This is a genomic window from Bacillus sp. FSL W8-1127 (genome assembly GCF_038006725.1).
Classification (GTDB): Bacteria; Bacillota; Bacilli; order Bacillales; family DSM-4216; genus Bacillus_O; species Bacillus_O smithii.
The window spans coordinates 1,254,939-1,274,816 of sequence record NZ_JBBOVU010000001.1; the positions used below are offsets into that span (position 1 = coordinate 1,254,939).

Sequence of the window (19,878 nt, forward strand, 5' to 3'; positions counted from 1 at the left end):
CAACTGTTCTTAAGTATACATTTTTTTTAAGTAAAAGGTAAGGGCCAAGAGTGGATGTCTGCGACCACTTTTTCTCATCATGTTTACGTCGACACTGATGCTTTATCTTATGATCATGCTGTAATGAAGACTTAGCCCTTTTTCCAACACTTTAAATAAATAAACCGTTGTTTTGAATCTACATCCGTTCATACCGATCTTTTAAAATAAACCAAAATTTTTATAAAAGGCCTGTCGTGATCGACACTTTCAATTCCGAAAAAGTTTACATGCTTGCTTATGATCGCCTCAGAAGAATCGCTTTTTCCAAAAAATGATCGCCGTAAAGCAAGAAAGAAAAGCGGAAATCATAATGGCAATTGTAAAGGCATGTGGATAATGCTGGAATGGTATGGAGACGTTCATTCCAAAAAAGCTGGCTACCATTGTAGGCAACGATAAGATAATGGTGATGGAGGTTAAAAACTTCATCACAATATTGAGATTGTTCGAAATGACAGAGGCGAAAGCGTCCATCATTCCGCTAAGGATAGAAGTGTATGTTTCCGCCATTTCAATCGCTTGTTTATTCTCGATGATCACATCTTCGAGAAGTTCTTGGTCGTCCTCATACATTTTTAAAAAATTCCCATTTAACAATTTTTGCATAACAAGATTATTGGACTTTAACGAAGTGGTGAAATAAACTAGGCTTTTTTGCAAATCCAACAACGTATATAATTCTTGGTTTTTCATCGATTGATGCAATTCGGCTTCAACTGAATCCGTTTTTTTATTAATTTGTTTTAAATACAATAAATAATAAGTGGAAATTTTATATAGCATTTGGAGACAAAATCTTGTCTTTTTGTAAGTATAAAATTCTTTTACTTTGTTTTGAATAAAATCATCGAAAACGGAATTTTCTTTTAAACAAACCGTTACAAAACATTTTTCCGTGACGATGATTCCCATTGGGATCGTTTCATAAAAAGGTTTCTGTTTAGAATGATTGAAACTCTTCAGCGGAATATCAATGATCATCAGCAATTGATTGCGATGCTTTTCAATTCTGGATCTCTCTTCTTCATCCAAAGCATCCTTAATAAAATCCAAAGGAATTTCAAGTCTTTGGACGACATTTTGAATTTCTTCCTCTGTTGGAGAGACTAATTTTATCCAACAGCCATTTTTTATTTCGTTTATTTCAATAAGGTTTCCATGTTCGCTTGTGTAATAAATATTCATCATAATGCTTTCTTCCTCCCTCAGTTTGATTGAGGAAGTCAGAAACCATCCCAATTTAAGGATTGATAACTTTTATGAGTAATCAATCGTACATAGAGGGGCTGGTTTATGGCTTCCTCGGTTTTCGGTGGGTCCGGTTCATTGGAATTTTGACTACCCATAAAAGCTCAACTCCTTTTTAAATAATTGAACCCCCCTCACGAATAGATGAGGGGGGAACGTTCAAGAACCTTTTTCCCCCTAGTTTAGCTTTAGCACTATACAACGTAGAGAGTCATGCTCTCAGCCACATTGGGTTAAGCCTTAATCCGACCAAACCTGTTCTACCCAATGGCATCTTTCGATGTTTCTGGGCAGTGGCTTTTGTTTGTATAGGAGCCTCGCCTAACGAGGAAATTCATTTAATCTGTTTCGATTATAAATCTAATTATCAAGAAGTCAAGAATGTTTATTTAAAAGTGTTCAAATATTTTATGGCTGCGAGTTTTATATAAATAAAAATAGAGTCGCATCTCTTTATGATCAATATAAATTCATGATCATCACGAGGAAAAATGGTGCCCACGTCATGGAACAATAAGTCCGTGAGGGTTATGGTATTCAAAATGAAATCTTATTTTTTCAAGAGGATTTTTAAAAAGAAAAGGGAATTAAATAGATAGAGTCAACGAACGTTTTATTCAATTAAAAAGCCATTTTGAGTATGACTTTACTTCACTTCAACGATGTTTATGTGTTTTTTTTCAGCAAAAAAATCAACTCCTTGGAAGAAGAAAAGAAGGAGCCGATTTTTAGTTTATATTTAGTTTGATGATGTGTCAAAAAAAAGATCTACATCTTTGAATGCGGTGATCTCATTTGATGAAAGAAAGTATATTCGTTATGGATGAGAAGGTCTCTTTTGGAAAGTAAGACACTTTGGTCGGTGTTCGTTTGGAATAGAGACCCTTTTCAACTTTGTTTAAACTATGTTTGGAAAAATGGACTGTCATCATGTGAATTCGTTTGGATGAAAACATTCTCCTTTGTGTCAGCGGTTTTTCATTTGATTCGATTGATCTTGCTGTTCTTTTTCCAACTTGTGGTCCTGTCGATCAGGTAAATTCCTTTTTGGATGTTCGGTTGCCCGGTCGGGGTTTTTTTGTTCCACAATTTGATTCGGAATTTCAGGCATGACTCTGCCGACAATATCGGATAATTCCTCCATAATCCCTTGAACCGGTCGACCGTTTCGAATATCCGTTTGGATTTCTTTTAGACGAGCGTTCATGTCGGGATCCGCTACTACAACCGCTCTGGATCCGTATGGATCGTGTTTTAAACTTTCAGCTACCGAATATTTGATGGAACCAACCTGTGATCTGTCAATATTAGGATTGACATCTATTCCTACAACAGCATAGGGGCCGAGAACAACCGCTCGGGCGTTTTCAACATTTGGTACGCTGTCCGCTAAATTAGCTAAGTGATTCGCTTTTCTTTGCCCACTTTCTCTGTCCAGCGGACGGGGATTGCTGTTTTTCACTTGCGTGAGTGGCGCGTTTTGATTTGGATTTGGATTTGGACGATTTGCGTTTTCGGCTATATTTCTGTTTCCGGAACAAGAGGCCAATAATAGAACGGCTAAAAGGAATAGCCAAGTTTTCAATGGATTTCACCTCAAATCTTTCTGATCTTTTTCGTTCTGTTTTTATTTTGCAGGGATCTTCCAACTTTATTCAAAAGACTGTGATTTTTTGAAAAGGAAGTCCAATTTTCTGAACTGAAGCAAGAAATTCTTCATATAATAGTAACAAACTAAAACGACTGAATTAGCGGGGGTTTATCTCGACATTCTTGAATTTTTTACGTATTAGGGATATGAATGTCGATCTTAAAATCGGCTAAAGCCTACATCAGGTTTTGAGTTGATGCTTCATGAATCGCGTTGTTGCAGTCGTTTGAAGTCAAAGAGGAGGATGTTGCGACTCTGTAGCTGCAGCCGCCAGAAAACTGCAGTTGCGAAATTTGCGGCAATCAAAGCTGTATCAAGAAAATGGAGCAGGAGGCATGGATTTGGGGAAAATTTATGTTTTAGATACCAATGTCTTGTTGCAAGATCCATACGCCATTTTTTCATTTGAAGACAATGAAGTGGTGATACCGGCTGTTGTCCTCGAAGAACTGGATTCGAAAAAAAGGAATATGGATGAAATTGGAAGAAACGCAAGACAAGTATCGAAATTAATTGATGGGTTACGACAATCTGGAAAGCTCCATGAAAAAATTCGCCTTCCAAACCGCGGAACGCTCAGAATTGAATTAAATCATCGTTCATTTCAGCAACTTCAAGAAATCTTTGTGGAAAAAACGAATGATAATCGAATTTTGGCCGTAGCCAAAAATTTATCACTTGAAGAGGCAGCAAAAGAAAATGGGCGCCCGGTTATATTAGTCAGCAAAGATATTTTAGTCCGTGTAAAAGCTGATGTGATCGGGTTGCAGGCAGAAGATTTTCTGAATGACAGAGTGATTGAGTTCAATGATCTTTATACGGGGTTTTTAGAGTGTTATATCTCCAACGAAGCTTTAAACCAATTTTATGTAAAAGGCGAACTTTCTCTTTCAGAATTAACCCAGCATCCATTTTATCCACATCAATTTCTCATCTTAAAAGATGCGTTGGGAAGTTCCCAATCGGCTATTGGCATAGTGGCTGAAGACGGAAAACATGTAAGGAAACTTAAATACAATCAAGAGCCGGTTTGGGGAATTCGGCCTAGAAATGTACAGCAAATAATGGGATTGGAACTTTTGCTAAGGCAAGATATTCCGCTCGTCACGCTGGTGGGAAAAGCAGGAACAGGGAAAACGTTGCTGGCGCTGGCTGCCGGATTATTGCAGACAGAAGATATGGATTTGTATAAAAAGATGCTCGTTGCAAGACCGATTGTCCCTATGGGGAAAGATATCGGCTATTTGCCTGGCGAGAAACAGGAAAAACTAAGACCGTGGACACAGTCGATATTCGATAATTTAGAATTTTTATTCAATACCAAAAAACCGGGGGAAATTGACAATATTCTGGCAGGAATGAACTCCATTGAAGTAGAAGCACTGACGTATATAAGAGGCAGAAGTATTCCAGAACAGTTTATTATTATCGATGAAGCGCAAAATTTAACCAAACATGAAGCCAAAACCATATTAACGAGAGTTGGAGAACGAAGCAAAATAGTTCTAATGGGGGATACCGCCCAGATTGATCACCCCTATTTAGACGAATATAACAATGGTTTAACCTATGTTGTTGAAAAATTTAAAGATCAAAAAGTGGCCGGACATATTAAATTAATGAAAGGAGAGCGCTCTGACCTTGCACAATTAGCGGCGGATATTTTATAAAAAGCGTTCGCCATCCATTCTTCGTCCGCGACTTTTGTCTTTCGAGCTCCAAACGTTTTGAAAAAAATAACATCTTTCGGTTGGAAAAGCTTAGCAGCGGCATATGTTAGAAAAGGACGGCTATCATAGGCCGCTGCTCATTTGTTGTAAAAATACTAGAATTTCAGCCGTTGTAAAGGTGTATGGGCATACAACGGAGTACTGCGCGGATCGGCGTGTATCGTTCCCTTTTGCTGTCCAGCCGGATTGTACTGAAAAAATGTTTGTTAGAGAAAAAGAACAGCCGTTTATTCTACGCGAAGTGCTCTGACATGTTTGATCGGGTTTTTCTTATTGGAACCGTCTCCAAAATAGATGTGCACAGGACCGTCTTCACGTAATGGCTTGCCGTTTTTGGAAAAACAAAGGATTAAGTCATAAGCTTTTTCCAATGGAACAGCTTCTTCGCCTTCAGCTGTTTCGATGACCAAAGTGGTTGCATCTTTTTCCGGTTCGGCATTTTTTAAAAATGGGGCCAGCTTGATACCGAATGTTCCCGTTAATAATTTTTCCTTTTCAAATTTTTTTTCGGTTTTAATAGTAGGCGGAGAGACGGCGCCTTCACGAATTTCCCGTTCCCAATATTTCGACACTTTTTTCGTATAATCTTCTTCCGTTTCTTCTGTTTGCTGATCTTCTTGATCAAAATATGTATTTAAATCAATGCGTCGATCATCGAAAATCCATACACCGGCATCCATCGTAACCGGATATTTCACTTTTCCTTTAAATGGAATGATCGTGTTCATACCATGTTCCTCCTTTTCTTTTTCAACTTAAGTATATCCTTTCAAAGAAGTCTTGTCACATTCTTTTAAAGCTCCTATTATAGAGTAGGGGAAAAGAGAAATAGGAGCATTGAACATCCCGGAAAAGAGCAACCTCCTTCCTTTCCCTTGCAAAAAACGAATTTTAACGATAAAATTTCATAATAAGTGATGAATCGCTCGGAAACGGGGGGATTGTAATGGCGTCGGAAACGACTTTGGATCACCGGGAAAAGGCCTACTCACTTTTGAAAGCAGACGCAGAGAAAATTTTGCGTTTAATAAAAGTACAAATGGATAACTTAACGATGCCCCAATGCCCTCTTTATGAGGAAGTGTTGGATACTCAAATGTTTGGCTTATCCCGTGAAATAGATTTTGCAGTTCGATTAGGATTGGTGAATGAAGCAGACGGCAAAAAGCTGCTTGATTCTTTGGAAAAAGAGCTGTCTGCCATTCATGAAGCGATCTCAAAGGAATAAACATGAGTAAGAACTCAAACATTACGAAGTGTATTTGTTTGAGTTTTTTTGTAGATACAAGCAGGAAATTTCAATATCATGTCGAATTTGTGAACAATACATAATAGAATGGAAGAGTAGTATGTTTAAGAAAATCTTGAAATCTTTTGATTACAGCTTAATAATAGTTTATATCATACTCAGCCTGTTTGGATTGGTGATGGTTTACAGCGCTAGTTCTGTCACTGCAGTCCAACGGTATGGCGTTCCAAGCGACTATTTTTATTCCAAACAAAAATTGCATATTATGGTTGCTTTTCTGCTGTTTGCTATTATGGCTTTTTTTCCTTATAAAGCCTTAAAAAATAGCAAGTTTTTATTCTCTATGATTGCCACCATTACAGCGGGGCTTATCCTTATATTTTTTTTCGGGCATGTTTCCAATAACGCGCAAAGCTGGTTTCGAGTGGGGTCAAACAGCCTTCAGCCCGCTGAGTTTGCCAAGCTTGCTGTCATTATCTATATGTCAGCTGTATATGCCAAAAAGCAGAAATACATCAACTCTTTTGACAAGGGTGTCATACCACCAATTATATTATTGATCTTTATTTGCTTGTTGATTGCTTTACAGCCTGACTTTGGAACGGCATTCATTATCTTTATGATCGGCGCAACGGTCATTTTGACGTCAGGAATGAAATTTAAGAATATCGGTAAATTGATCCTTCTGGGTCTGGTGATTAGCCTTCTTTTATCACCTGTTGTTTTGTTGAAAAAAGACAAGATTTTTACTCCTGAAAAAATGGGGCGTGTGGAAGGTTTTCTAGATCCGTTTAAACAGAAAAGTGACCAAGGGTACCAATTAGTTAACTCTTATTTGGCTATCGGATCGGGAGGAATTAAGGGGCTTGGTTTGGGACAAAGCGTTCAAAAATTAGGTTATTTGCCGGAGCCCCATACCGATTTTATAATGGCGGTTATCGCTGAAGAATTAGGGCTTGCCGGAGTAGTGATTGTATTGGGAGGGATTGCCTTTCTGGTATTGAGAGGAATTTATACTGGCATACAGTGCCGCGACCCTTTTGGATCCATGTTGGCAGTTGGCATTTCCAGCATGATTGCCATTCAATCTTTTATTAATCTCGGTGGTATTTTAGGATTGATTCCTATTACTGGGGTACCCCTTCCTTTTATCAGCTATGGAGGCTCCTCCCTCATTTTGCTGGCCCTATCGATGGGTATATTGGCCAATATTTCCATGTTTAACTATTATGAGAAACACTTTAAGAAATAAGGCTAGAATAATGTGGCTTATTACGCGTGAAAGCGGTTCACGCGCCTTTTGTTACATAGAAAAGGTTGTCCTGCACAAAAGAATAGGGGGTGATCGGTCCTTTCATTAGTGCAGGGCAATAATAAGCCAAATTCAGCAAAATGGTTGCATGGTTCTGACCATGGAGATTCTTGTCAAAACCGATCAGCCATTTTGTTACAGGTTTCATAAGACGATATATATAAATATTTTGATTGCATTGGGGGAGAGAAATGATGAAAAAGATTGAGAAAGTGCTTGTCGCCAATAGGGGTGAAATTGCCATTCGCGTCTTTCGGGCATGCACAGAATTAAATATTCGAACGGTGGCCATCTATTCAAAAGAAGACTCCGGTTCTTACCATCGTTATAAAGCGGATGAAGCTTATTTAGTCGGTGAAGGAAAAAAGCCGATAGACGCTTATTTAGATATAGAAGGGATACTGGAAATTGCGAAGAACGCAGAAGTGGATGCCATTCATCCAGGCTACGGTTTTTTATCTGAAAATATTGAATTTGCAAGAAGATGCGAAGAAGAAGGAATTATTTTCATAGGTCCGCGGACCGAACATTTGGATATGTTTGGCGACAAAGTAAAAGCCAGAAAACAAGCGCAGCGAGCAGGAATTCCTGTTATTCCAGGAAGCGATGGACCTGTTTCCGGCTATGAAGAGATTGAAGCGTTTGGGGAAAAATATGGTTACCCGATCATCATTAAAGCAGCATTAGGCGGCGGCGGACGCGGTATGCGAATTGTTCATAGCAGTGAAGAAGTGAAAGAAGCTTACGAACGAGCTGCGTCGGAAGCGAAAGCCGCATTTGGCAGCAGTGAAGTCTATGTTGAAAAATTTGTCCAAAATCCGAAACATATCGAAGTCCAAATTCTTGGAGATAAAGAAGGAAATATCATTCATCTGTATGAACGCGATTGCTCCGTACAGCGCCGGCATCAGAAAGTAGTCGAAGTGGCTCCTTGCGTTTCTTTATCGGATGAACTTCGCGAAAAAATTTGTGAAGCAGCTGTGCAGTTAATGAAAAACGTTCAATACGAAAATGCAGGTACGGTCGAATTTTTAGTTTCGGGCGAAAATTTTTACTTTATTGAAGTAAACCCGCGCATTCAAGTAGAACATACCATCACTGAACTGATCACGGGCATCGATATTGTACAAACCCAAATTATGATTGCGAAAGGGTACTCGTTACATAGTGAAAAAATAGGGATTCCAAAACAAGAAAACATTCATCTTAATGGATATGCCATTCAATCACGTGTGACAACAGAAGATCCAACGAACAATTTTATGCCGGATACAGGAAAAATCATGGCTTATCGATCCGGTGGAGGGTTTGGAGTACGATTAGATGCAGGAAATGGGTTTCAAGGAGCAGTCATTACACCTTATTACGACTCGCTATTAGTGAAAGTGTCTACTTGGGCTCTAACATTTGAGCAAGCGGCTGCAAAAATGGTTCGAAACCTTCAAGAATTCAGAATTCGCGGAATCAAAACAAATATTCCATTTTTGGAAAATGTCATGAAACACGAAAAATTTCTGTCAGGGAATTACGACACGTCTTTTTTAGATACAACACCTGAATTATTTATTTTTCCAAAAAGAAAAGACCGTGGCACCAAAATGTTAAACTACATCGGAACGATCACCGTCAACGGATTCCCGGGCATTGAAAAAAAGAAAAAACCGGTATTTGACAAACCTCGGATCCCTAAAATTAAGCATTACGAGGAAATACAGTCAGGGACAAAACAAATTCTGGACAAAGAAGGGCCGGACGGACTTGTCAAATGGGTGAAAAATCAAAAGAATTTGTTGTTGACAGATACCACTTTCCGCGATGCTCATCAATCGCTTTTGGCAACTCGGGTAAGAACGAATGACCTTGTTCGCATTGCCGAACCAACAGCACGACTGCTCCCTAATTTGTTTTCATTGGAAATGTGGGGAGGAGCTACCTTTGATGTCGCCTATCGGTTTTTGAAAGAAGACCCGTGGGATCGATTGCTGCAATTGAGGAAAGAAATTCCCAATATTTTATTTCAAATGCTGTTAAGAGCATCGAATGCAGTCGGTTATAAAAATTATCCTGACAATGTCATCCGTGAATTTGTAGCAAAATCTGCAGATGCAGGAATTGATGTTTTCCGAATTTTTGATAGCCTCAACTGGGTTAAAGGGATGGAAGTAGCCATTGATGCAGTTCGACAATCCGGGAAAATTGCGGAAGCAGCCATATGTTATACGGGGGATATAGATGATCCGACTCGAACGAAGTACGATATTCAATATTACAAACATCTTGCTAAAGAGCTTGAAAATCAAGGCGCTCACATTCTCGGCATTAAAGATATGGCCGGCTTATTAAAACCGCAATCCGCTTACAGATTAATTTCTGAATTGAAGGAAACGGTGGATATTCCCATTCATTTGCATACGCATGATACGAGCGGAAACGGCATTTATATGTACGCCAAGGCAACAGAAGCAGGAGTCGATATTGTGGATGTAGCGCTCAGTTCTATGGCTGGTTTGACATCACAGCCAAGCGCGAATACCTTATACTATGCGCTAAAAGGGACGGAAAGAGAACCCGTTGTGAATGTGGAAGGGCTTGAACAACTTTCCCGATATTGGGAAGACGTACGCAAATATTACAAAGACTTCGAAAGCGGCATGGTGGCGCCGCATACAGAAGTTTACCAGCACGAAATGCCCGGAGGCCAGTACAGCAACCTTCAACAACAAGCAAAAGCAGTTGGTCTTGGAGATCGCTGGGATGAAGTGAAAGAAATGTACCATCGGGTTAATATGATGTTTGGCGATATTGTGAAAGTGACTCCTTCTTCGAAAGTAGTGGGAGATATGGCTTTATTTATGGTGCAAAATGATCTTTCGGAAGAAGATGTGTTGGAAAAGGGTGAAACGATCGATTTCCCTGATTCTGTTGTTGAATTTTTCCAAGGATATCTCGGACAGCCATATGGAGGATTTCCTGAAAAACTGCAAAAAGTCATCTTAAAAGAGAAAGAACCCATTACCGTCAGACCTGGTGAATTGCTCGAAAGCGTCGATTTCAAAGCTTTAAGGGATGAACTATTCCATGAACTTGGACGCCAAGTAACCGCTCATGAAGTGATAGCCTACGCATTATATCCAAAAGTATTTTTGGATTATATTCAAGCTGTGGAAAAATATGGCGACCTATCTGTTCTCGATACACCGACTTTCCTTTACGGTATGAGATTAGGAGAAGAAATTGAAGTAGAAATTGAAAGAGGTAAAACGTTGATTGTCAAGCTGGTATCCATCGGCCAAGCCCAAGCAGACGGCACCAGAATTGTCTATTTTGAATTGAATGGCCAGCCTCGTGAAGTGGTCATCAAAGATGAAAGCATTAAATCAACAGTCGCTACAAGAGTAAAAGCAGACTTGAAAAATAAAAACCATATCGCTGCAACGATGCCGGGTACGGTGATGAAAGTTATTGTTTCGAAAGGGGAAAAAGTTAAAAAAGGCGACCATTTAATGATAACGGAAGCAATGAAAATGGAAACGACGGTTCAAGCTCCTTTTTCCGGCGTTGTGAAAGATATTTATGTAAAAAGCGGCGATGCCATTTCAACAGGTGATTTACTGATTGAGCTGCAAAAATAAGAAATAAAAAAACAGCGAAACATTTTAAATCTTAAGGAAAATGGGTGTGCTTCTTTTTTGAATGATTCATCCATGACAAAAAGGCGGCAAACGAAATGGTTTGCCGCCTTTTTTATGTCGTTTCATTATGAAATAGTTGTTGGACGAGTAGTGGACATTTTTTCTTTTGCCGGTGATATACCTGGTTCTTTCACGTTGCTTCTTAATACTAACAATACTAAGTAACATAAAAGAGCAAATAAACAAGAAATAAATAAGGCATGCAAGAGCGCAATATAGAGATTTAAACGGGTATAAATACTTAAAGCGCCAGTAAACACTTGTAAGATCATCAAACTTAACGCAATGATTGAACCCCAATAAATCACCCGCTGATTCTTATAATGTTTTACTGCGATATACGTAATATAAGCAATCCACACGAAGAAGGCAGCAGCAGCGAGACGGTGCCCCATTTGTATCCATTCGTGCATATTGGCAGGAAGTGCGGGCTGCGAATTCACGCATAAGGGCCAATCTTTGCAAATGAGACTGGCGTTTGTGTGCCGGACAAGCGCTCCAGTGTACACAACGATGTAGCTGTATATGGTCACTCCGATAATATTCCACTTCATTTTTTTGCTGATTGTCAAAGTAGCGGCATCAAACTTTTTATCTACTTCAAATATCAATAATGTCAGCAAAAATATGGCTGCAAAAGAGATTAATGAAATACCGAAATGGAGTGCGAGAACGAAAGAAGACTGTCCCCAAACGACGGCGGCGGCACCAATTAATGCCTGCAGCACTAAGAACAAAACGGACATTATAACTAAAAATTTTGTTTCTCGCACATGGCCGATGGCGATCCAAGACCAAATCGATAAAGCCACTACAAAGATTGAGACTCCACCAGTAACAAATCTATGAGCCAACTCTATCACTGTGGCAACCGTAATGTGATCAGGTATCACCTGTCCCTTACACAGTGGCCATGAATGTCCGCATCCCATCCCGGAATGTGTTTTGGTTACCAGAGCTCCTCCTATTAGCACGAAAAGCATACCGAGCGAAGAAAGAACAGCCAACCATTTTAATCCTCGATGCAATGTTATTCACCTTCTTAAATCAGTATTAAAATGTTGTTTTGATGTTTATCACTGTAACGATCATACAGAACAATGAAAGAAAAAACAATGATTAAGGAAACTATCAAACTTTTTTGACCAAAAATCATGTGAAAATTTTCGCATTTTCGCATCATGATGGATCAAGAGGTATAGCTATTATTTTGTTTGAAATCCACCATCCCCGATCTTTATTATCTATCATTGTAATCATTACTATTTTCTTATAAATTTTGAAAGATGAAAATGTTTTAGATGTAGTAGTAACAAATTAGCCATATTTAGTTCATAATTTGTTCACAAAAGATCGACCGTTGTGTTTTAATATTATATTGACGGCTTTTTATCATTTATTAGGGTGGGAGTCATAATGAGATCGACCTATTTTGAAAGAGAATTTCCAAAATTTTAGAAGAATGGCTAGAAATAACATCTATAATCATTTATATTAAAAAATAAGAACATTTTTGTTCTTTGACAAGGAGGAAAAATCGGTGTCTAATACTCGAGCCATTACCACGACAGAAAAAAATGCTCCTGAAACAACTGCCTTGAAGGATTTCATGGCGTTGATCAAAATCGGCATTGTAAATTCCAATTTAATTACAACGTTTACCGGAATGTGGCTGGCGTTCCACTTCAATAACATCCATTTTTTGACCCAGCTCGATACCATCTTTTTTACGATGTTAGGAACTTCCTTGGTCATTGCCGGGGCGGCAAGTTTGAACAATTATATTGATCGTGATATCGATCCGTTCATGGAAAGAACGAAATCACGTCCAACCGTCACGGGTAAAATCAGCAGTGGAAAAGTCTTGGTCATGAGCTTTGCTTTTATTATTTTGGGAACGATTAGCCTTTTTATGACAACGTTTACTGCTGGAGTGCTGGGAATCATCGGCGTATTTAGCTATGTTGTTTTATATACACTCTGGACGAAAAGACGTTTTGTCAGCAATACGGTTGTAGGCAGCATTTCAGGAGCGATTCCGCCGTTAATCGGATGGACCGCTGTTGATCCCCATATGAATTTGATTGCCTTTATGTTATTTGTCGTTATGTTCATTTGGCAGCCCCCTCATTTTTATGCTTTGGCTATGAAGCGCTGCGAAGAATACCGTGCTGCCGGTATACCGATGCTTCCTGTTGTAAAGGGATTTGACGTAACGAAGCGTCATATTGTTTTGTGGGTTGCGGCCTTGTTGCCTCTGCCATTCTTCATGACGTCATTAGGTCATTTTTTTGTAATTTTTGCCACTATATTAAACTTGGGATGGTTAATTCTTGGCATTTATGGATATAAAATGAAAGACAGTTTGAAATGGGCACGTATCATGTTCATCTATTCCTTGAATTATTTAACGATTTTATTTGTAACGATGGTGATTGTGACTGTCGTGTAAGACGAACTAAGGGGTTGGGAGTTCTTTCTTTTCACGAAGAAATCCAAATAGAGGACTAGTCAACTTGACTAGAATCCAATGAAAGAGGGGTATGATGAGGCTATGAAAGCAAGGCTAAAAAAATGGCGTCTGTTTGCTGTTTTAGCTGTTTTGGGGCTGATACTTTCCGGCTGTGGGGAGCCGTTTCTATCAGCTCTGGATCCAGCTGGCGAAGTTGCTCAAACGCAATTTGATTTGATGATTTTGAGCACTGCCATTATGGTATTGGTTATTTTAGTTGTTGTAGTGGTTTATGTAGTGGCCATTTTTCGCTTTCGAAGAAAAAAAGGGGATGAAGACAAAATTCCGAAGCAGGTGGAGGGGAGCCATAAACTCGAACTGCTTTGGACGATTATTCCGATCATTCTTCTTTTGATTTTGGCCGTACCGACGGTTTCCGCTACTTTTAAATTGGCCGATAATAAAGGTTTAAATGATAAGGATGGAAAAGGGAACCCAAAAGCGGTGGTCGTCAATGTGCGAGCCAATCTATATTGGTGGGAATTTGAGTATCCTAATCAAAAGATTATTACAAGCCAAGACTTGGTCGTTCCTACTGATGAAAAAGTGTATTTTCGCGTGAAAGCCAGCGACGTAAAGCATTCATTTTGGGTGCCGGCTGCTGGTGGAAAAATGGATGCGAATGTCGACAATGTCAATACGTTCTGGCTGGAGTTTGATGGTAAGAAAGCAAAAGAAGCAGGAAACCTCTTTTACGGAAAGTGTGCTGAACTTTGCGGACCTTCCCATGCTTTAATGGATTTCAAAGTGAAGGCTATTCCTAAGGATGAATTTAATCAATGGGTCAAAGATATGCAGGCAGCTAAAGTGACAACCCCTTCTGATCCAGTCGCTGCACAAGGTCAAGAGATTTTTAAACAAAAATGCCTCAGCTGTCACGCGGTCACGCCACAGGACAATCGGCCTGAGCAAGCCCGAACTGCTCCGAATCTCGCCAATTTTGGAGAGCGCTCTCGTATTGCCGGAGTCCTTGATCACAACAAAGAAGAGTTGAAAAATTGGATACGTGATCCCGAAAAATACAAACCCGGAAATAAAATGACGGGTGCGTATGGACAATTAACAGAAGATCAAATTGACAAGCTGGCGACATACTTAATGACGCTTAAAGTGCAAGATTAAATGGGTTATCAAAAAAGGAGGGTTAATCTTTGAGTACAATAGCTGCCAAGAAAAAAGGTTTCGGCGCTACTCTTTGGGATTATTTAACGACTGTGGATCATAAGAAGATTGCCATTCTATACTTAATGGCCGGCGGACTGTTCTTTCTGATAGGCGGTGTAGAGGCCCTTCTCATCCGCATTCAACTTGCTGTGCCGAATAACGATTTCGTCAGTGCTGGAACATACAATGAATTATTTACTATGCACGGCACAACGATGATTTTCTTAGCCGCCATGCCGCTGTTGTTTGCTTTTATGAATGCAGTGGTTCCGCTTCAAATCGGAGCTCGTGACGTAGCTTTCCCGTTTTTAAATGCGTTGGGATTTTGGCTGTTCTTTTTTGGAGGACTTTTTTTAAACCTATCGTGGTTTTTAGGAGGAACGCCTGACGCCGGATGGACTTCTTATGCTTCGCTTTCTCTTGCGTCAAAAGGCCATGGCATTGATTTCTATGTTCTTGGTTTGCAAGTATCAGGATTTGGTACGTTGATTTCTGGAATTAACTTTCTTGCCACCATCATTAATATGCGGGCACCAGGAATGACCTACATGAGAATGCCGCTGTTTACATGGACTACGTTTGTTGCCTCTGCTCTGATATTATTCGCCTTTCCGCCTTTAACCGTAGGAATCTTTTTATTGATGTTTGACCGCTTGTTTGGAACTAATTTCTTTGATGTTGCAGGCGGTGGAAATACGATTATTTGGGAACATCTTTTTTGGATTTTCGGACACCCTGAAGTGTACATTTTAATATTACCGTCCTTTGGTATATTTTCAGAAATATTTGCCACTTTTTCGAGGAAACGGCTTTTTGGCTATTCGTCAATGGTATTTGCAGTCGTTTTAATCGGTTTCTTGGGGTTCATGGTGTGGGCTCACCACATGTTTACGGTTGGGCTAGGTCCGATTGCGAATGCGATTTTTGCCGTTGCCACTATGGCGATTGCTGTTCCGACAGGAATCAAAATATTTAACTGGCTTTTGACAATGTGGGGGGGGAATATCCGTTTTTCGACTCCTATGTTGTATGCGATTGCATTTATTCCTTCATTTGTCATTGGCGGGGTTACAGGTGTTATGCAAGCGGCTGCGCCGGCTGATTATCAATATCACGATTCCTACTTTATTGTCGCGCATTTTCATTATGTCATTGTCGGTGGCGTTGTATTTGCCTTGTTGGCCGCTGTTCACTTTTACTGGCCTAAAATATTTGGCAAAATGTTAAATGAGACTCTTGGGAAAATTACATTTGTGCTCTTTTTTATCGGTTTCCATCTTACATTCTTTATTCAGCATTTCCTTGGTTTAATGGGAATGCCGCGCCGAGTATGGACGTATTTACCCAATCAGGGCTTTGATACTCCAAACTTGGTCAGTTCAATTGGGGCCGGTTTGATGGGAATTGCCGTTTTCATCTTACTGTTCAACATCATCGCTTCCACAGCCAAAGGAGAGAGAGTCGGCAATGATCCGTGGGGAGATGGACGGACAATTGAATGGGCCGTTTCTTCGCCGGCGCCATATTATAATTTTAAACAAACACCACTGATTCGTGGATTGGATGCTTATTGGCTGGAAAAAATGGAAGGGCGCAATGAACTGACGCCCGCTGAACCGATCGGTGATATTCATATGCCGAATTCATCCATACTTCCGTTCTTCATCGCTTTTGGTTTATTTGTTGCTTCTTTCGGCGTAATGTATCATGCTGATTCACCGTTGGGAATTCCAGTGTTGTTCGTTGGCTTGGCCATCACATTCGGTTCCATGTTGATCCGTTCCGTGAAGGACGATCATGGCTACCATATTCACAAAGAAGAATTGTTGGAAGATTCGGAAAAGGGGGTTAAGGCATAATGGAAGCGGAACAAAAGTTTACGCCGCAAACATGGCCCGAATTGCCTGAAAAAGCGACCATTGAAGGGAAAAATAAATTTCTTGGCTTTTGGTTGTTTCTTGGAGGCGAGACCGTCATGTTTGCCTCCCTTTTTGCAACATATATCGCTTTAAAAGATAAAGTTCCAAATCCTAATCAAGCGCATGCAAAAGAATTATTTGAATTGCCGCTCGTATTTACGATGACGATGCTTCTTTTAACAAGTTCCCTTACCAGCGTCTATGCCATTTACCATATGAGGAATTACAATTTTAAGCGCATGCAGGCTTGGCTGTTCATCACTGTACTTCTTGGAATAGGCTTCTTGGTAGCGGAAATTTATGAATTTAATCATTATGTTCATGAATTTCATCATACTTTTACCAGCAGTGCGTTCGGTTCGGCTTTTTATACATTGACCGGATTTCACGGAGCCCATGTTACTTTTGGATTGTTATGGATTTTGACATTAATGATTCGCAATGCGAAACGCGGCTTAACTCTTTACAATGCACCGAAATTTTATGTAGCCAGCTTGTATTGGCATTTTATTGACGTCGTGTGGGTGTTTATCTTTACTGTCGTATATTTGATGGGAAAGGTGGGATGAATGATGACGGATCAACCTGTCAATCAAGAAAATTCAAGAATCGACTATAAGTTTCGAAGAAGAAGAAATGCGGAAGAAATGAGAATGCAGATTGTGTCCTTCACGCTGATGCTCTTTTTAACGCTGATAGCGTTTGTGGCCGTTGGGGCGGGTTTATCGAAATGGTTTGTGCTGCCATTTGTCTTGCTGCTGGCCTGCATACAAGTGTTGTTTCAAATATATTATTTTATGCACATGAGTCATAAAGGCCATGAAGCTCCTTCACTATTTTTCTGGTCCGCAGTCTTCGTCGCATTTTTAACTGTATTGACGTTTGCGACGATTGTTTGGATCTAAAAAGTGAAAATGACGGATAAGAATGACTATTTTATCCTGATGGTAGGACTTTGTATTGGCCTACTGTTTCACTCATCTTTTGATGGATGCGGTGTGGGAAAGATTGAAGAAACGAAAAGCCAGCCATAACGGTTGGCTTTTCGGCTCATTCGATAAAACGGTAAAACCATAACGCAAAGGCAGCGAAAAATCATAAACTTGTCAATTGTTGCATTGTTCCTGTTTGGCAGAGAAAGTATAATGATATTATGGGCAATTGACGGGAATGAGGGGATGAAGCAATGCCAATCACAATATTTGGGTTTCAAGCGTTGTGGAGCCCGTATTTTTTGATGGCCATACTTTTGATGACAGTCTTTTACCTTTTGCTGATGATCAAATGGAGAAATGTTTTTCCGAACAGTAAACCTTTGACCAAAAAAGAATTATTGCATTTTATTCTGGCCATGGTGATTTTGTATGGTATTAAAGGCTCTCCCGTTGATTTAATGAGCCATATTATGTTTTCATATCACATGGTTCAAATGGCCATTCTTTGCTTGGTTCTGCCTCCGATCCTCATAAAAGGAATTCCGGTATGGTTTTGGAAATACATAATTGAATTGCCAATCATCAAGCCGATTTTTTCGTTATTGACAAAACCATTAATGGCAGCGATTGCTTTCAACGGGCTTTTTTCCTTCTACCATATTCCAGCTATTCTTGATAAGATTAACAAGAACGGGATCTTTCATGGGCTTTTCACGGTTGTCTTATTTGGATTTGCCCTTTTTATGTGGTGGCCGCTGATGAATCATTTGCCCGAACATTCGAATTTGATCGGATTACGCAAGGTCGGATATTTAATCGCTGATGCCGTACTTTTGACCCCTGCTTGCGGATTGATTATTTTTTCCGGCCATCCCCTATATAACACGTACAGCGATCCGTCTTCTTGGCTGCAATCGATGCAATTGTGCGTTCCAACCAACACTCTAAATGGTTTGGAACTTTCCGGCCCCGAGCTGTTTTCCAATTTGCCGGTAATCGAAGATCAACAGCTTGGTGGAGTGTTGATGAAAATTATACAAGAAGTTGTTTATGGTATTGTGCTGGCCCGAATTTTCTTTGATTGGTACCGAAAAGAACAGCTTGAAGCCGATCAAATTACGGAAGCTTCTCTTCGTGAGCACCAAACGAAATGGTAGCTTAAATGAAATACGCTCAATCGGAAAGAAGATTCCCAAGAAGGGAGTCTGTTCCTTTTTAAAAGGAGCCTTTCTTATAGAACCATAAAGTGTGCCCGGTTTAAAAAACATAACGGATGGAACGAAACATCATCCGGTTCATTCCCAGAGTTTTGTCATAGTCCTAAATAGAAATGCGAATGGTTATGTACATAGTAAAATGGTTAAGAAGAGAGGAGAAAGGAAATGACGCTTCCTATTTTACCTACCATTAGCACATCTTGCATTGTCATAAGTGCCGTACTAATCGGTATCGGTTGGATCAAAATTGTACAAGGAAAAAGAGATACTCATCAAAAATTGATGACGGCAGCCGCCATTTTTGCGTTGACCTTTTTTATCATTTACTTAAGCAGAACTTTGTTTATTGGCAACACAGCTTTCGGCGGTCCCGCTAATATGAAAGTTTACTATACGATTTTTTTGATTTTCCATATTTTCCTTGCGACAATCGGGGGGATTTTTGGAGCTGTTACCCTTTGGCTTGGCTACAAAAGCAAATTTGAAAAACATCGGAAAATAGGACCTGTTACGAGCATTATCTGGTTTTTCACAGCGATTACTGGGATCGCTGTGTATTTGCTGCTTTACGTATTTTACAAAGGCGGCGAAACAACTTCGATGCTAAAAGCGATCTTGGGGTATTGAGCATTATTTAGGTGCTGAAATCTAAAGAAGCGCAAAGCCGACTGAAGGTTGGCTTTGCGCTTTTTCTACACGGCGAAAGATTCAATCTCTTTTTTGACGGCGGAAAGAACGGATTCACATTCTTTCACCAAATATTCGGGATAATATTCGTCATCACCATATTCTATCCCGTGCGGATAATAATGTTTTCCAAGAATGGGTGTCATTAACTGAATGACGGCATCATGAGCCCCCACATCGCCTTCTACGGCATATCCTTGGACGCGAAGATAATATACGCCTTCTTTTAATTCAAATTTGCGATCGTATGTGACACGTTCATAATCCCACTGTCCCGCACGAATCAATCGATGTTCTTCCATAATTTCGTCCAAGCGGTTTAAATCTGCTTTGTATTTTTCTAAACCAACATTTTCAAATTTCATGGACAAATCCCCCCAAAAAAGAGTTTTAAAGAAAATTGCGAAAAGTCCATTATCTTATTTTTATAATAGTCGAAAAAAATTCTGCTTGCAAATATATCCAAGACATTTATTCAATCCATCTTTTTTATTTTCTATCGCATAAAATATTTTATGAA

At 39.7% G+C, this 19,878-nt stretch carries 16 protein-coding genes and 1 riboswitch; of the genes, 11 read left to right on the plus strand and 5 right to left on the minus strand.

Translation table 11 applies throughout. From position 1 onward, the window contains the following. Positions 1–288 precede the first annotated feature (288 nt). Complete coding sequence (locus tag NST12_RS05985) at positions 289–1,230, minus strand: magnesium transporter CorA family protein (RefSeq protein ID WP_003354429.1); 942 nt, start codon at positions 1,228–1,230, stop codon at positions 289–291. A gap of 227 nt (positions 1,231–1,457) precedes the next feature. After that, a riboswitch (M-box (ykoK) riboswitch) is annotated at positions 1,458–1,626 on the minus strand. Positions 1,627–2,257: 631 nt separating this feature from the next. Further along, positions 2,258–2,875 carry a YhcN/YlaJ family sporulation lipoprotein gene (locus NST12_RS05990; RefSeq protein WP_048623071.1) on the minus strand — a complete coding sequence of 206 codons (618 nt, stop codon included), beginning with the start codon at positions 2,873–2,875 and terminating at the stop codon, positions 2,258–2,260. A gap of 407 nt (positions 2,876–3,282) precedes the next feature. On the opposite strand from NST12_RS05990, the gene NST12_RS05995 reads away from it, so the two are divergent. Beyond that, on the plus strand, positions 3,283–4,611 hold the full coding sequence (locus NST12_RS05995; protein WP_040341485.1) for a PhoH family protein: 1,329 nt from the start codon (positions 3,283–3,285) through the stop codon (positions 4,609–4,611). A gap of 287 nt (positions 4,612–4,898) precedes the next feature. On the opposite strand, the gene NST12_RS06000 is transcribed toward NST12_RS05995, so the two are convergent. Continuing rightward, positions 4,899–5,399: a hypothetical protein gene (locus NST12_RS06000; RefSeq protein ID WP_048623072.1), complete on the minus strand. Its 501-nt coding sequence runs from the start codon at positions 5,397–5,399 to the stop codon at positions 4,899–4,901. A 218-nt stretch (positions 5,400–5,617) separates the two neighbouring features. Between NST12_RS06000 and NST12_RS06005 the strand changes: the two genes are divergently transcribed. From NST12_RS06005 to pyc, 3 genes are all read left to right on the plus strand, one after another. Continuing rightward, positions 5,618–5,899, plus strand: a complete 282-nt coding sequence (locus NST12_RS06005) for a YlaN family protein (protein ID WP_048623073.1) — start codon at positions 5,618–5,620, stop codon at positions 5,897–5,899. A 121-nt stretch (positions 5,900–6,020) separates the two neighbouring features. Continuing rightward, entirely contained in the window at positions 6,021–7,172 is a 1,152-nt protein-coding gene (locus tag NST12_RS06010) for an FtsW/RodA/SpoVE family cell cycle protein (protein ID WP_048623074.1), read from the plus strand. A gap of 254 nt (positions 7,173–7,426) precedes the next feature. Beyond that, positions 7,427–10,864, plus strand: a complete 3,438-nt coding sequence (gene pyc, locus NST12_RS06015; protein WP_174521025.1) for a pyruvate carboxylase — start codon at positions 7,427–7,429, stop codon at positions 10,862–10,864. A gap of 125 nt (positions 10,865–10,989) precedes the next feature. Here pyc and NST12_RS06020 read toward each other — a convergent pair whose 3' ends face one another. After that, complete coding sequence (locus NST12_RS06020; protein WP_048623076.1) at positions 10,990–11,952, minus strand: COX15/CtaA family protein; 963 nt, start codon at positions 11,950–11,952, stop codon at positions 10,990–10,992. A gap of 512 nt (positions 11,953–12,464) precedes the next feature. Between NST12_RS06020 and cyoE the strand changes: the two genes are divergently transcribed. The 7 genes from cyoE to NST12_RS06055 all read left to right on the plus strand — a co-directional run bounded on the left by cyoE (position 12,465) and on the right by NST12_RS06055 (position 19,298). Continuing rightward, a complete protein-coding gene (gene cyoE / locus NST12_RS06025) occupies positions 12,465–13,376 on the plus strand; it encodes a heme o synthase (protein WP_048623077.1) in 912 nt (303 codons plus the stop codon). A 102-nt stretch (positions 13,377–13,478) separates the two neighbouring features. Further along, positions 13,479–14,558 carry a cytochrome c oxidase subunit II gene (coxB, locus tag NST12_RS06030; protein WP_003354442.1) on the plus strand — a complete coding sequence of 360 codons (1,080 nt, stop codon included), beginning with the start codon at positions 13,479–13,481 and terminating at the stop codon, positions 14,556–14,558. A gap of 29 nt (positions 14,559–14,587) precedes the next feature. Then, the gene (gene ctaD / locus NST12_RS06035) at positions 14,588–16,459 is read left to right on the plus strand and encodes a cytochrome c oxidase subunit I (protein ID WP_048623078.1); all 1,872 of its coding nucleotides are present in this window, start codon (positions 14,588–14,590) and stop codon (positions 16,457–16,459) included. Next, on the plus strand, positions 16,459–17,088 hold the full coding sequence (locus tag NST12_RS06040) for a cytochrome (ubi)quinol oxidase subunit III (RefSeq protein ID WP_003354444.1): 630 nt from the start codon (positions 16,459–16,461) through the stop codon (positions 17,086–17,088). Before ctaD ends, NST12_RS06040 begins: the two co-directional genes overlap by 1 nt. 3 nt (positions 17,089–17,091) lie before the next feature. Continuing rightward, complete coding sequence (ctaF, locus tag NST12_RS06045; RefSeq protein ID WP_048624417.1) at positions 17,092–17,424, plus strand: cytochrome c oxidase subunit IVB; 333 nt, start codon at positions 17,092–17,094, stop codon at positions 17,422–17,424. 281 nt (positions 17,425–17,705) lie between these two features. Next, positions 17,706–18,611, plus strand: coding sequence for a cytochrome c oxidase assembly factor CtaG (ctaG, locus tag NST12_RS06050; RefSeq protein WP_048623079.1), 906 nt, complete (start codon positions 17,706–17,708; stop codon positions 18,609–18,611). Positions 18,612–18,836: 225 nt separating this feature from the next. Continuing rightward, positions 18,837–19,298 (plus strand): DUF420 domain-containing protein, encoded by a 462-nt coding sequence (locus NST12_RS06055; protein WP_048623080.1) that lies wholly within the window; start codon positions 18,837–18,839, stop codon positions 19,296–19,298. 65 nt (positions 19,299–19,363) lie between these two features. Here the strand turns inward: NST12_RS06055 and NST12_RS06060 are convergent, their stop codons facing one another. Continuing rightward, positions 19,364–19,723 (minus strand): YugN family protein, encoded by a 360-nt coding sequence (locus tag NST12_RS06060; RefSeq protein WP_048623081.1) that lies wholly within the window; start codon positions 19,721–19,723, stop codon positions 19,364–19,366. Positions 19,724–19,878 lie beyond the last annotated feature (155 nt).